At 61.8% G+C, this 14,294-nt stretch carries 10 protein-coding genes; 3 read left to right on the top strand and 7 right to left on the bottom strand.

Annotated features, from left to right (window positions below):
* Positions 1–58 precede the first annotated feature (58 nt).
* The 5 genes from LZ518_RS03420 to ahcY form a co-directional block, all read right to left on the bottom strand.
* Positions 59–1,060 carry an aminoglycoside phosphotransferase family protein gene (locus LZ518_RS03420; protein ID WP_249914633.1) on the bottom strand — a complete coding sequence of 334 codons (1,002 nt, stop codon included), beginning with the start codon at positions 1,058–1,060 and terminating at the stop codon, positions 59–61.
* On the bottom strand, positions 1,045–1,482 hold the full coding sequence (tsaE, locus tag LZ518_RS03415) for a tRNA (adenosine(37)-N6)-threonylcarbamoyltransferase complex ATPase subunit type 1 TsaE (RefSeq protein ID WP_249914632.1): 438 nt from the start codon (positions 1,480–1,482) through the stop codon (positions 1,045–1,047). Before tsaE ends, LZ518_RS03420 begins: the two co-directional genes overlap by 16 nt.
* Positions 1,479–3,830, bottom strand: a complete 2,352-nt coding sequence (locus LZ518_RS03410) for a sensor histidine kinase (RefSeq protein ID WP_249914631.1) — start codon at positions 3,828–3,830, stop codon at positions 1,479–1,481. The genes tsaE and LZ518_RS03410 overlap by 4 nt, the downstream gene beginning before the upstream one ends.
* A 108-nt stretch (positions 3,831–3,938) precedes the next feature.
* Positions 3,939–7,241, bottom strand: coding sequence for a TonB-dependent receptor domain-containing protein (locus LZ518_RS03405; RefSeq protein ID WP_249914630.1), 3,303 nt, complete (start codon positions 7,239–7,241; stop codon positions 3,939–3,941).
* Positions 7,242–7,397: 156 nt separating this feature from the next.
* The gene (gene ahcY / locus LZ518_RS03400) at positions 7,398–8,807 is read right to left on the bottom strand and encodes an adenosylhomocysteinase (protein WP_249914629.1); all 1,410 of its coding nucleotides are present in this window, start codon (positions 8,805–8,807) and stop codon (positions 7,398–7,400) included.
* Between the two features lie 128 nt (positions 8,808–8,935).
* Here ahcY and LZ518_RS03395 point away from each other — a divergent pair, with 128 nt between their 5' ends.
* Positions 8,936–10,738, top strand: coding sequence for a sulfotransferase (locus tag LZ518_RS03395; RefSeq protein ID WP_249914628.1), 1,803 nt, complete (start codon positions 8,936–8,938; stop codon positions 10,736–10,738).
* Positions 10,739–10,748: 10 nt separating this feature from the next.
* Here LZ518_RS03395 and LZ518_RS03390 read toward each other — a convergent pair whose 3' ends face one another.
* Positions 10,749–11,309, bottom strand: a complete 561-nt coding sequence (locus LZ518_RS03390; protein ID WP_249914627.1) for a YqgE/AlgH family protein — start codon at positions 11,307–11,309, stop codon at positions 10,749–10,751.
* A gap of 98 nt (positions 11,310–11,407) precedes the next feature.
* On the opposite strand from LZ518_RS03390, the gene LZ518_RS03385 reads away from it, so the two are divergent.
* Both LZ518_RS03385 and LZ518_RS03380 read left to right on the top strand, forming a co-directional pair.
* Positions 11,408–11,887 carry a peroxiredoxin gene (locus tag LZ518_RS03385; protein ID WP_249914626.1) on the top strand — a complete coding sequence of 160 codons (480 nt, stop codon included), beginning with the start codon at positions 11,408–11,410 and terminating at the stop codon, positions 11,885–11,887.
* Positions 11,888–11,980: 93 nt separating this feature from the next.
* Positions 11,981–12,325: a hypothetical protein gene (locus tag LZ518_RS03380; RefSeq protein ID WP_249914625.1), complete on the top strand. Its 345-nt coding sequence runs from the start codon at positions 11,981–11,983 to the stop codon at positions 12,323–12,325.
* 38 nt (positions 12,326–12,363) lie between these two features.
* On the opposite strand, the gene LZ518_RS03375 is transcribed toward LZ518_RS03380, so the two are convergent.
* Positions 12,364–14,238 carry a M2 family metallopeptidase gene (locus tag LZ518_RS03375; protein ID WP_249916487.1) on the bottom strand — a complete coding sequence of 625 codons (1,875 nt, stop codon included), beginning with the start codon at positions 14,236–14,238 and terminating at the stop codon, positions 12,364–12,366.
* Positions 14,239–14,294 lie beyond the last annotated feature (56 nt).

Below are 14,294 nucleotides of genomic sequence, written 5' to 3'. Positions count from 1 at the left end.
GTGTCGGGAACCGCAGCCTCTATTTCAGGGCGGAGGGCCAGGGCGCGCGCTTTGCGATTCACGCCGCTGCCTGCCAGACATCGGCGCGGAAGGATGCCGGGATCTGTGCATCGAACCAGGCTTTGACCGGTTCAAGGCCCGGCTGTGCCAGGTCGCGCTCCAACAAGCCCCACATGCGAGGCTGAAACTGCCTGTAGCGATCTTTGCCGTCCCGCTTCCACAGCCGGCAGAAGACCCCAAGGATGCGCGTATTGCGCTGAGCGGCGAGCGTCCAATAGGCCCGCTCGAACGCATCGCCGACGCCGGTTTTCTGCTGATAACGGTCGATCATCGCACGCTCCAACGCGGGCGAAACGTCGCGCCGCGCGTCTTCAAGGACCGACACCAGATCATAAGCCGGGTGACCGGCCAAGGCATCCTGGAAATCAAGCAAGCCGAACCGTCCAATGCCACCTCTCCCGTCGAGCAACATGACATTCTCGGCATGATAGTCGCGCAGGACGGTTACGGGACCAAGACCATCAGCAGCAACGGGTTGCAGCACGGTGCGCCACGCCTCATCCCATTGGTCTACGTCGATCGACTCAAGTCCAACTGCTGGCGCATACCAATCGGGAAACAGGCGAAGTTCTGTCAGCCATTCCTTCAGCCCGTGCGGCGGCAGCCCGGCCATCGGCGGATGGTCGTGCAGATGGACAAGGACATCGACCGCCGTTTCATAAAGGTCGCGCTCGACCGCTGGATCGGCATCGAGAGTCTCGCGCATCCGGGCATCACCGAAATCGTCGAGCAGCAGCAGCCCCTGATCAAGGTCGGCGGCAAGGATCCTCGGCGCCGCCAGGCCGACACCCCCCAGCCAGTTGGCGATCGCCACGAACGGCCGCGGATCCTCGTGCGGTGGCGGAGCATCCATCAACACCGCCCGGCGGTCGCCGGCCAGGACGCGGAAGTATCGGCGGAAGCTGGCGTCGCCGGCCAGCGGCAGGATCTGTGCTTCGCTCCAACCATGGCGGGCGAGAAATTCAGGTGCAGAATCAGGCGGGATCATCGGAGAGGCCATCGCCCTTCCCATGCCTCCGGGACCTCGGCTGTCAAGGCGCGTGCGCCGTCTTCCAGCGCTTCGAGGGACAGGGCGAGCGCCCGAGGCCATGTCCCGTGACCGGCGTGCTCGGGCCATTCGATCAACAACGCCCCTTCGGCACCGACATCGTCGAGACCGAGTTCCTCCAGGTCCGACGGGTCATCAATCCGGTAAAGATCGACGTGCCAGACGGGAGGATCCAGTTCTTCATAAGGCTGGACGATCGCGAAGCTTGGGCTTGGCACTTCGCCGCGATAGCCGAGTCCCGCCAGCAAGCCGCGAACCATCGTCGTTTTCCCCGCGGACAGCGGACCCGACAGCGTCACGACGTCGCCAGGCCGCAACGCGGTCGCCAGCTTGCGCCCGAAGGCGAGCATGGCCTTTTCGTCCTTGATCCTCATTGTGGCGCACGGGGAATAGTGAGGGTCACGCTGGTCCCCTTCCCAAGCGCCGATTCCAGTTCGATGGTCCCGCCGTGCGCTTCGATGAATTGGCGCGTCAGCGGGAGCCCGAGACCCAGTGCGGCATCGCCGCGAGTGGCGCCCGAGCGATGGAAGCGAGCAAATGCCTGGGCCTGGTCTTCCTTGGCAATGCCCGGGCCGTCGTCGACAATGGTGACGACCGCCTGGTCGTCGTCGCCGCTGGCCTTCAGCCAGACGTGGCCGCCATCCTGGGTGTAAGCGACAGCGTTCCGGAGGATGTGTTCAATCGACTCCCGCAGGCGCCGGGCATCGCCGATCACGCTGCCGGCACTGGGATCCAGAGTAACTTCCAGCTTCTGGCCCTTTTCACCGACGCGTGAACACAGAGCTTCGCTGGCGGCGCGGCACATTCCGGCAATATCGACCCGCTCGCGCTCCAGCACGACGCCCTGGGTGTCGCCCTGAGTCAGGTCGAGCACGTCGTTGATCAGTTTCGACAGTCGTTCGACGGATTCGAGGATCGCTCCGACATAGTCGGATGCCGCCGATGGCAGCTTGCCCGCATAGCCCGCCGCCAGCATCTCGGCGAAGCCGCCGATCGAGGTCAGCGGGGTGCGAAGTTCGTAACTCATGTTGGCGACGAAATCGGTTTTGACCCGGTCGGCTTCCTCCAAGGCAGTGGCGCGCTCGCGCAGCGCAGCCTCAATCCGGCTTGAGTCCGTGACGTCGATCATCGTGAACAGCGCATTGCCGTCGGGCAACGGCACCGCCGCGAAATCAAGGTGGCGACCGTCGGTCAACGAGACGCGGCCCGTCCCCGATTGACGGCCGCTGGTGGTCGAGCGGACCAGCTCACGCACCTGGGCCGCGGCAGTTGGATTGACCAGCCGCTTGGCCATCGCCGGGACGAGCTCATCGACACGTGGGTGTTCTGCCAGCCAGCTCTCGTCGAGGTCCCACAACTCACTGAACCGCCGGTTCCACAGGTAGAGCCGGCCGTCGGAAGCGAACACGCTGATCACTTCGAACAGATTGTCGAACGTCGCGGCGCGCACCCGAAGCAGCGTGTCGCGCGCGGTAGCCAATCGGACCTGTTCGGTGCGGTCTTCGAAGATCAGACGCAGTCCGCCGTCGGGCAGCGGCTGGGCAAGCAGTCGCAAATGGTCGCCATTCGCGAGGATCCAATCCTCCTCGATGGTTTCTTCCGCCGAAGTGAACCAGTCCCGCCTCTCCGCCTTCCACGCCGGAAAATCGCGCACTTCGGGCAGCCGGCCATTTTCGCGCATCCGATCCAGCACGCGGTCAAACTCGGGGCGTTCCAGCAGCCATTCCGGCTCTAGCTGAGCCATGATCGCGAATGGCTGGTTGAAAAAGGCTAGATGGCGCTCGCCATCGAACTGGGCTGCTCCAGCGGCCATTCGGTCGGCCAGCTCGCGCTGCGATTCCTGGTGCCGCGCCAGCTCGATGCGTGCGTCTTCCAAATCCTGAATGTCGACCGCGAAGCCGGCGACGGCGCCGGTTGCCAGCGGTACGTCGACAATCCGCAGCATCCGCCGCTCCTGACCGATCGTTGCTGGCAAAGTGCGTGAATAGGGCCGGCCCGTTTCAAGCGCCTGCTGGGCTCCAGACCGCGCGCCTTCCGGCCCGACCGCATCGATCAGCTCGCTTCCGCGCTCGATCACGTCGGCGGCATCCTGTCCCTGGACCGCGGCGACAAAGGCGGCGTTGACCAGGCCGAGCGTCAGGTCCGGGCCGCGATACCACATCGGGAAGGGCGCGCTCTCGATCAAATGGGTCAGCGCGTCGAGCGCCCCTTCAGTCTGATGTAGGCGTCGGATCAGCTTCATGCGGTCGGCTTCGGCGTCGCTGATGTCGAACAGCCAGACCAGAATGGAACCGGGCTTTGCCGGCGCCGGAGCAAGCGCCGCCCGAAGTTCGACCACCTTGTTCCGTCCGGCAAGGCGAAGCTGTCGTTGTAGCGGCGCTCCACCCAACCGCACGTCGTCGAGCGCGGTAACGAATGCATCGAAGTCTTCACGGTCGAACCCACGCCCATCGGCCGACAGATGCTCAAGCCGATCTGGTGTGGATGTCAGGCCCAGCTCGCGCGCAAGCTTGGAGTCCGCCTCGACATTGCCGTCGCCATCGATCAGCAGAGCTCGCGCCGGCGCCGCGTCGAGCAATGATCGCATGCCACGCGCCGCGCCGAGCACTGCTTGCGCGCGCCTCAGCCGCCGAGCGGAAAGGATCGCCAGCGCAGCAGCGAACGCGACCCACAGGGCGGCGATGACAATGATTGCCGCCGCTGCTTCCGCACCGACGATCATCCGACACTTCCCCCGAACATCATTGGAACGTCATAAGGCGCGTCCCGCCAAAGAAAAAGGGCGGGACACCATTGGTGCCCCGCCCCGTTTGAGTTGCCACTAATCGGCTTAGAGCTTGGCCTTGGCGCTGACGAACAGGCGACGGCCATAATAGTCGTAGTAGCTGCCCAGCAGCGGCACCTGGGCGAACGCCGCGATTGGGGCGCCGACGGTCGAGACCAGCGGCGGCTTCTTGTCGAAAATGTTCGACACGCCGACAAGGAAGGTAAAGCCCTTCGCTGCTTCAATCTCGGCCGACAGGCTGTGATAGGCCACCCGCGGCAGCTTGTAGACCGGACAGTAAGGTCCACCGCGGAGTGCATAGGCCGCGTCAGTGCCCAGACAGTTGCCCGCGGTAAGTGCCGTTCCACCGACATCTTCGAGGTTGTCGATGTCATTGGTCGCGGCGATGACCTGCAAGCCATAGGTGATGGTGAACGGTGCCTTCGCCCAGGTCAGGTTAATGTCGGTGACCCACTTGGGATCGCCGGCCTCGCCGTTGAAGTTGCCTTCAGTGCCCTGGAAGAGGACGAACTTGTCCGACAGCTGGTAGGTCGTCTGACCCAGCAGCGACAGCGTTCCCATGCTGCCCATGTCCTGACGGAACCGAAGCGTGAAATCGAGGCTCTTGTTGTGCTGAGTATCGATATTCAGGAACGGATCGTTCAGCGACACGATGTCAAAGCTGGCGTTCTGGCCCTGGTCGTCGCGGACGAACAGGTCGCACAACGGATCGTCCGGGAAGCTGTCGGACGTATAGCAGCCGTTGAGAATGTTGGCTGACCCAAGTTGGGTGACCTCATCCTTCACCTTGATGTCGATGTAGTCGACAGTCAGGCTGAATTTGCCGCCGTTCCAGAACCAGCCCTGAGGCGTGAAGATGGCGCTAACCGTCCAAGCCTTCGAGGTTTCCGGGTCAAGCAATCCGATGCCGCCGGTCGAGAAACTCTCGAAAGAGCCGCCGCCCGTGTGATTGATCGGAACGCCCGCAGCTGCGCAATTATCCCGTATTTCCTGGCTTTCCGACAGTTCCCAACGAACGCAAGGATCGGCGGACTGGGCGATGAAGCCAGATTCGTTTGCCAGGAACTGCTCGAACAAGGCAGGCGAACGGAATGACGTGCCATAGGTGCCGCGCAGGCGGAGCCAGTCGGTCGTCTGCCAATTGGCGGCCAGCTTGTAAGTCCAGTTACCCTTGTCCGAGTCCTCGGCTCCGTCGAATTCGCAGACGCCTGGCGCCGTGCAAACCGGTCCGGTGCGCTTGGCATAGGTATTGGTCACCCGGGCGGCTGCGCTCAAGGTCAGCGACTTACCGATCGAAGAATTCTCGAACACTGGAACTTCGACTTCGCCAAAGGCTTCCTTGGTGTTCTGGTAGCCCTTGGTGATGCCGGAGCTGGTGCTGGCCCACAGGTTGCCGGTCTGCGTTGCCTCGCCGGGGACATCGTTGATCGAATCCTTCCGGGCGTGCAAGCCGATTGCAACCTTTACTGGGCCAGCCGGCAGTTCGAAGACATCGCCGCCGACGGTAACTTCGCCGCTAAACTGCTTGTAAAGCGTGTTGCCCTTGTCGACTCCGAACAGGAAGGCCCGCTCCTCGGCGGTAAAGTCGCCCATGAGAACGCGCGGATCCGTGTAGTTGATGTCGATGCAGTCCGCCCCGCGAATAGCGGTTTGCGTCCCCTCGCAGAGGTCGGTCCGCCATTCCGCTACGCCGAATTCAATCGAGTCGCGGAAGATGATGTCGCGCTTATAGTCTCCGTCCGATCGGCTATATTGAAGATGGAAGTCCGCGAAGCCATTCGGCAGGACATTGTCCAAATTGGCGCGAAGGCCGACAACGCCGCGGAAATATTTGACGTCAGTGCTGGAACTGGCCGGAGCCTTGATCACCGGTTGCAGCAATCCCGGGAAGGTGAAGCCGGAGTTCAAGGGATCGCCGGCGGCAAACGGATCGCACTGTTCACCTTCGGCGTAATAACCACCCGCGCAGAAATAATATGGAAGGCCGACGACTGAATCACCCGCAAACTGGTAGAAAAACAGTTGGCGAGAACCGTCGGTCTTCGTCTTGCGTTGGTTATAAAGGCCTTCGACATAAAGGTCGACGCGATCGCTCAGCTCGTAGCCAAGTTCGCCGAACAACGTAAAGCGACGCGTGTCGGGAATGACCGAGTCACCATCGACCTGGCTATCGTAGTTTCTGGCCATTGCCAGGCCGGTGGCGTTGTAGGCGCCAACTGGGAAGAAGCCCGCAGGCGCTTGCAGATCAGCGAACGAAACCGGTGCGGCCAGCGGATTCAGAAATTCGTCGAGGCGCGAACCCGGATAGTTGAACTGAATGCTCGTAATCCTTCTACGCGTAGATCCCGGCGCCACCGGTCCGCATGGAGGATTCACTGTATTGGGATTGATTGGAACCGCTGGCCCGCACAAATTAGGCGCACCGAAAAAGTCCGTCAGGAAAATCTGGGCGTTTGGAAAAGCTCCGCAATAGGGCTCCCCGGTACGCGGATCGATTGGATCCGAGCGATTGCCAGTTGCCTCGTTAGTTACGAATTCCTCTTCGCAGCCGAGGAAGGAACGGTCACCCCGCTCCAATTCCTTGTGATGGTACCAGTTGGCGCCGAGCATGATGTTGCCGCGGTCGCCCAGCGGAAGGCCGTAGGTTGCAGATAGGCTGTACTGCTCTCCGCCACCATGTGTCGGTGCGGAAACGAAACCACGAACCTCGAACCCGCGTAGATCCTTCTTGGTGATCACGTTGACCACGCCGGCCACCGCGTCCGAACCGTAAATCGACGAGGCGCCGGTCTTCAGGATGTCGATGGTCTGGATAGCATCGACCGGGATGACGTTAAGGTCGAACGCCGAAACGCCGCCGCGAACGCCCGCGGGGCCGGCTCGGCGTCCGTTGAGCAGGACCAGGGTGCGGTTGGCGCCAAGGCCGCGCAACGAAATCGTTTGCACGCCTTCGCCGCCATTGACCACGAAGTTGGATGAAATGGTCGAGGTAATCTGGGTCGAACCGGCTGCCAGCGGGGAGCTCTGCAGCACTTCGTTCAATCCCAGCTTGCCCTCGCGGTTCTCCATCGACGGATCGATGATCGTTACGGGGTCCGGGCTGTTGCGCTCGTCGCGGCGCAGGCGCGAACCGGTGACGACAATCGTCCCCTCGCTCGCCTGGGTGCTGTCGGCGGCGGGCTGCTCAGCAGCAGTCGCGGCATCGCCAGAGTTGGCGTTGGGGTCGGCCTGTTCGGTCGCTTCCGGTGCCGGAGTATCCTGGGCCAGCGCCGCCCCAGGCGCAAAAGCCGCTGCCAATGCAAATAGCGAAGCGGTCGCCGCCAGGCGACCCGAATTGATCGAGCGCATTCCCTGTTTCCCCAAAATACCAATCCCAAGGCTGAGATTAGCGATTGGAACGCGCTCGTCGATGCTATCAGCGGTTAACTTTCGACTTTCGGATGCGCCTGTAACCTTTCAGCAACAGACGCTGAGCCGACACAACAGCTTAAGTTAACAGCCTTGTTAATAACGATAATGATCAGGCTTGAACGGGCCTTCCGGGGTCACTCCTATGTAGGCCGCCTGCTTGTCGCTGAGCTTGGTCAGCTTGACGCCCAGCTTGTCGAGATGGAGCGCCGCGACCTTCTCATCGAGGTGCTTGGGCAGGACATAGACGTCGTTCTGATAGGCGTCGGACTTGGTCCAAAGCTCGATTTGGGCAAGCACCTGGTTGGTGAAGCTGCTGCTCATCACGAAGCTCGGATGGCCGGTCGCGTTGCCGAGGTTCACCAGGCGGCCCTTGCTCAGAACGATCAGGCGCTTGCCGTCGGGGAAGGTGACTTCGTCGACCTGCGGCTTGATCTCATCCCACTTCATATTGGCCAGCGCGCCGATCTGGATCTCGCTGTCGAAGTGGCCGATGTTGCAGACGATCGCCATGTCCTTCATCTCGCGCATATGGTCGAGCGTGATGACGTCCATGTTGCCGGTGGCGGTGACGAAGATGTCGGCGCGCTTCACCGCCTCTTCCATCGTCACGACTTCATAACCCTCCATCGCCGCTTGCAGCGCGCAGATCGGGTCGACCTCGGTCACCAGCACGCGGGCACCGCCGTTGCGCAGCGACGCTGCAGAGCCCTTGCCGACATCACCAAAGCCGGCGACGGTCGCGACCTTCCCGGCCAGCATGACGTCGGTGGCGCGGCGAATGGCGTCGACCAGGCTTTCCTTGCAGCCGTAGAGGTTATCGAACTTCGACTTTGTGACGCTGTCGTTGACGTTGATGGCCGGGAACGGGAGCTTGCCCTGCTTGGCAAGGTCATACAGCCGGTGAACGCCGGTAGTGGTCTCTTCGCTGACGCCCTTGATCGTCTCGACCGTCTTGGTGAGGTAGCCCGGACGCTCGGCAAGGAAGCGCTTCAAGGTCGCGGCGAAGATTTCCTCTTCCTCATTCTGCGGCGTGAACAGGGTTTCGCCGGCTTCGACCCGCGCGCCCCATAGCGCGAACATGGTGGCGTCGCCGCCATCATCTAGGATCATGTTGCAGGTCTGATCCTGCCCCCAGTCGAATATGCGGGCGGCATAGTCCCAATACTCCTCGAGCGTCTCGCCCTTGATAGCGAACACCGGCACGCCTGACGCGGCGATGGCAGCGGCAGCATGGTCCTGGGTCGAGAAGATATTGCAGGAGGCCCACCGGACCTCGGCCCCGAGCGCGGTGAGCGTCTCGATAAGCACGGCGGTCTGGATCGTCATGTGCAGCGACCCGGTGATCCGCGCGCCTTTCAACGGCTTCGACGCGCCATATTCGCGGCGCAGTGCCATCAGGCCCGGCATTTCTGTCTCGGCGATCTCGATTTCCTTGCGGCCGAATTTGGCGAGAGAAATGTCCTTGACGATATAGTCGCGGGTCAGGGTATCGGCGGTGGCCACGTTAAAATCTCCGGTAAAGCTGCTCAGGCGCCATCGACGGCGCGGTCGGCGTGCCGTTAGCGAGGTGGCGGCTGCTTGGCAATCAGCGGGCGAGTTGTCGACATTTGAGATTGCGTTAAAGAACGGAAATGACTGAACGATCTTCCGCTGTGCAAGTTAAACCCGGTAGCTATGAAGAGGCCCTAGCCAATGGCTTTCGGCTACTAGATCTCGATCCTTCAGCAGCATTGAAGCAGGCGGAAACACTGGTTCGCGTCAAACGCGATCCGAAGACTTTCCGGCTTGCCGCGGCGGCGTATCGTAGACTGGACATGCGGGTCGACGCCGAGGCCGCCGAATTGAGCGCGATCGAGGCCAGCATTCCCGAACCTTCAATGAAGGAAATTGCAGCTGCACTTGGGGAAGGCGAAGTGGTTAAGGCTCGGCAGCTGGCTGCAGCCATAATCGACCGTGACCCAAACGACCTCCTCGCCAAGACTTTCGCGGCAGAAGCCTGCATCAATCTTTGGGACCTGGAACAGGCCGAGCAACTTCTACGATCGGTCCTGTCGCGCGCGCCAGCGTTTCTCCGAGCATCGATGCTGCTGACGACATGCCTTAATAAGCAAGTTCGGCTGCGCGAGGCGATCACCGTGATTGAAGAAGTTGCCGAGCGCAAGCCGCGCAATGTTCCGGCGCTCACTCACCTTTCTCAGTTGCTTGTTGAAGTCGGTGACAACGACAAAGCCGCGCTGGTCCACGAGCGACTGGTCGCACTGGAACCACGCAATGCCGAACGATGGGCAACGCTGGGACATCATTACCGGATCGTTGGGCGCCGCGACGACTCAATTCGGGCCCTTCGACACGCTCTCGGGTTAGATCCGTCCAACGCTTTCGCCTGGTGGAACCTCGCTAACTTCCACCCGGACGAGCTCAAGCCTGTTGACGAAGAGTCTCTCGATTTGGCGCTGACGGCGAAGGCCGGGCGGCCGGAAGAGGGCACTCTGCGTATCTCACTTGGGCTATTGGCGGACCGGCGAGGCGAACATGCGACAGCCTTTGAACATTTCGCGGCCGGCAAAAGCGTCCGACTGTCCAATCATCCCTATGATCCACAGCCCATCTCAACTTCTATCGACAGCGTGATCGAAACGTTCACTTCCGAATTCTACGGGCAGAGGCATTTGCCGAACGCATCCAATAACTCCGCGATTTTCGTCATCGGCATGCCGCGGTCCGGCACGACGATGGTAGAGCGAATTCTGGGTCGGCATTCGGCAATCGAAGGCGCAGGCGAGCTGAGGATTATGGTGAAGCTGGCCGAAGCGGTGCGACATCGAGCGGATAATGATCCCGAACACTACGCCGCATTGTTGGAAAGCATGTCGAAGACTCAATTTTCGTGGGTCGGCGAGCGATATTTGCAAGCTTCCGCGGACTGCCGCCGATCGAACAAGCCATTCTTCATCGATAAGAACAACCTAAACTGGTTGCACATTGGCCTGATCCTGCTGGCGCTGCCCAATGCCAAGATCATCGATCTCCGCCGAAATGCGCTGGACTGCTGTTGGGCGAACTTCAAAATGCTGTTTTCAGGGGGCTTCCCGGCGACCAACGATCTTCGTCACGTCGGCATTATTTACCGCGACTATGTCCGGCTGTTCGACGCCATGAAGATAGCGGCGCCCGGTCGCATCCTGTCCGTACGTTATGAGGAGGTGGTCGACGACATCGAAGGGCAGACGCAGCGAATGTTGGAGTTCCTCGGCCTGGAGTATGAGCCCGAATGCATCGACTTCCACTTGGCCACGGGGGCCGTCGCGACTCCCAGCAGCGAGCAGGTTCGCAAGCCGCTCAACCGCAAGGGAATTGGTTCGGCCGAGCGATATCGCCAGTGGCTCGGGCCGCTAATCGAGGAATTGGGCCCGCTCGCCGACGACCGCGGCTAGGCGCGCAGCGTCAGGCTGCGCCGGCTCCGCTGTCGAGCAGCCGCGGATCTATTCCTTCCGCCTTGAAGGTCGCTTCCCACCGCTCGGCCATCGGCGTTTCGAACAATATTTCCTTGCGCCCGTCGGCGGTGAACCAGCCGGGCCTGGTCATTTCCTCGTCGAGCTGGCCCTCACCCCATCCGGCATAGCCCAGCGCGATCAGATAACGGCTTGGCCCTTTTCCATCGGCAATCGCCTTCAGCACGTCGATGGTTCCGGTCAGTGCGCCAAGGCCGACGACCTGGATCGTGTCCTGCCCGCCCCAATCGTCGCTATGCAGGACAAAACCCCTGCCTGGCTCGACCGGACCGCCGTGAAGCACCGGCCCATCGGGCGCCTTGCCCGGGTCGAGACCCAATTGTTCGAGCAGGCCACGCACGCCAATTCCCGCGCGTTGGTGACCGATGCCGATACCGACCGCGCCATTCTCGTCATGGACGCACATGGCAATCACTGCACGCTCGAAGCGCGGGTCGCCGATACCAGGCATCGCCAGCAACAGCTTCCCGGACAGGAACCGCGGAGTATCCATCAGCCTGAAAATGCGCCTCAGACCGGATGGCCGCAAGTCTTGTGACCGTCATGCGCCGCGCCTATCTCGCGGCCTGACCATTCAAAGGAGATTGACCGATGCCCATCCAAGTTGGCGACCGAATTCCCGACGTCCAGTTGACGCTTGCAACGCCGGAGGGACCGGTGCCGGTCAAGAGCGGCGACTACTTCGCCGGGAAGCGGGTTGCGCTGTTCGCCGTCCCCGGCGCCTACACCCCGACCTGCTCCGCGCGCCACCTGCCCTCCTATGTCGAGAAAGCGGCGGAGCTGAAGGGCAAGGGCGTCGACGAGATTGTCGCCACCAGCGTCAATGACGCCTTCGTGATGGGCGCATGGAACCGCGAGCAGGGTAGCGAGGACATCACCATGCTGGCCGACGGCAATGGCGAATTCGCCGACGCGCTCGGCTTGACCATGGATGCCTCCAAATTCGGCATGGGCAAGCGCAGCCAGCGCTATTCGGCAATCGTCAACGATGGCGTGGTCGAGCAACTCAACGTCGAAGCTCCGGGCGAATATTCGGCCTCAAGTGCGGAGACAATGCTCGGCCAGCTCTGACGCTTCGTCGCATTTCTGTTCATTCCTGCCTTCCGAACGCAACGCCGCCATTGGCTGTGCGTTGCAGGGGAAGGGCTAGAGAAGGAGGCGAAAATGCCAGCAAGAAAAAGAGACTCCAAAGGCCGGTTCAAGGACGCGTCGTTTTTCACCGCCGCCAGGGATAACCCCGGCGCATCCGCGGCGCTGGCGGCCGGTATCGCCGGCGCCGCAGCGGCAGGTGCATTCCTGTGGTCCAGGCGCGAACAAGTGCGCGAGGCCCTGAGCAGCGGCATGGACCGGTTGAGCGAACTCAAGGCCGAGCGGTTCGACAGCGCCAAATCCCAGGAGGAGATCGCCGAGGAGGCACTGACGCTCAAGGAAACCGGAAAGAAATCCAAGGGTCCCCGCGGCCCGGTGGCCCAACAGGACATCAAGGCCGGTTTGGCGTCGGTCGAATAGTCGAAGGGGAGCGGTGGTACCGCTCCCCTCCCACTAAATTACCAACCGCACTGCTTGCCGGCGTTCTGCTTTTCCAGCCACGCCTGCAGCGGCGCGAAATATTCCAGCATCGGCTTGGCCGACATGTCGCGCGAGCCGGTGAACGCCTGAAGCGCGTCCGGCCATGGCTTGCTTAGGCCCATGCTGAGCATCGCGTTCAGCCGCTCGCCAACCTGCTTGTTGCCGTAGAAGCTGCAACGATGCAGCGGGCCCTTCCATCCCGACATGTCGCAGGCCGCCTTGTAGAATTGGAACTGAAGGATGCGCGCCAGGAAGTAGCGGGCGTAAGGCGTGTTGCCGGGAATGTGGAACTTGGCGCCCGGATCGAAATCGCTTTCGCTGCGCGCAACCGGCGGCGTGATACCCTGATACTGGCGCTTAAGATCGACCCAAGCCTGGTTGTAGTTGGCCGGGGTGATCGAACCGTCGAACACGCCCCACCGCCATTTATCGACCAGCAGTCCGAACGGCAGGAAGGCAACCTTGTCCATCGCCTGGCGGAGCAGCAACCCGGTGTCTTTGTCGGCCGACGGGACTTTCGATCGATCGAGAAGGCCGATCTGCACCAGATATTCGGGCGTGATCGACAGGGCGATGAAGTCGCCGATCGCCTCGTGGAAGCCGTCATTGGCCCCGTTCAGATAGAGATAGGGCTGCTGGTTATAGGCCCGCTGATAATAGTTGTGGCCCAGTTCGTGGTGAATGGTGACGAAGTCGTCGGCATTGACCTTGGTGCACATCTTGATGCGCAGATCGTTCTTGTTGTCGAGGTCCCAAGCCGAGGCGTGGCAGATCACGTCACGGTCGCGCGGACGGGTAATCTGGCTGCGCTGCCAGAATGACTCAGGCAGCGGTGCGAAACCGAGCGAGGAGTAGAAACCCTCGCCGATCTTGACCATCGCCACCGGGTCCTTCTTCTTGGCCTCAAGCAGCGCGCCGATGTCATAGCCGACGTCGCCCGAGCCCTTGGGCGCGACAACGTCGTAGATATTGCCCCATTCCTGGGCCCACATATTGCCGAGCAGGTCGGCGCGGATCGGGCCGCTCGCCGGCTGGATGGCATTGCCATATTTCTGATTGAGCTTGGTCCGGGTGTAGCAGTGGAGCTGGTCGTAGAGCGGCTTGGTCTCGGCCCACAGCCGATCGTACATCGCCGAAAATTCTTCCGGCGTCATGTCATACTGCGACCGCCACATGGCGCCGGAGTCGGCATAGCCGAGATCCTTGGCGCCGGCGTTGGCCAGCTCGACCAGCCGCTGATAATCCTGCCGCATCGGGCGGCCGACATTTTCGTGCCAGCTTTGCCATATCTCGGCGAGCTCCGCCGGATTGCGCAGCGTGCCCATCAACGCCTCGGCATCGTCGCCGGTAATAACCTTGCCGTTATGACGGGCGCGCCCCTTGCCGTAAGTCGATTGAAGCTTGGTCGCGAGCGTGTTCAGTTCGGCCGCTGCGCCCGGAGTTCGCGGCGCTGCCAGCACCAGTGCTCCGCGCAGGATGTTGAGCTTCCGCCCGGTGTCGAAATCCAGCCCCGGCACCTGCGCATATTTCGCCGCCTCGGTGGCGTATTTGACACCCTTTTCAGTGCCGATCGTTCCGAAATAGGCGGCCAGCGCGTCGGTATCGTCGTTGATGTAGGTGGCGTTGACCCAGGCCGCTCGTCCACCGATCACGCTAAGCTCGAACAGCTCCTTCTCGACCGCCGCGATGAAGGCGCGAGCGCCATCCGGGGTCATCGGATATTCGGTCTGGGCCGGTGACAAGGCAGCTTCGGGCGACGGCGCAGGCGCGGCGGCTGCAACCGGAGCGGCGGAAGTGGAAGCGCAGGCGGCCAGCGCCAGTGCGGCAAGCGATACGGATGCGGCAAATTTCATCATGAGGCGTCCTCGTCCCTGGAATATTCTTATGTTGTCGCGTGGAGTTAGGGTTG

The sequence above is a fragment of the Sphingomonas brevis genome (genome assembly GCF_023516505.1).
GTDB classification, from domain to species: Bacteria; Pseudomonadota; Alphaproteobacteria; order Sphingomonadales; family Sphingomonadaceae; genus Sphingomicrobium; species Sphingomicrobium breve.
This window is presented reverse-complemented; position numbering and strand designations above follow the sequence as displayed.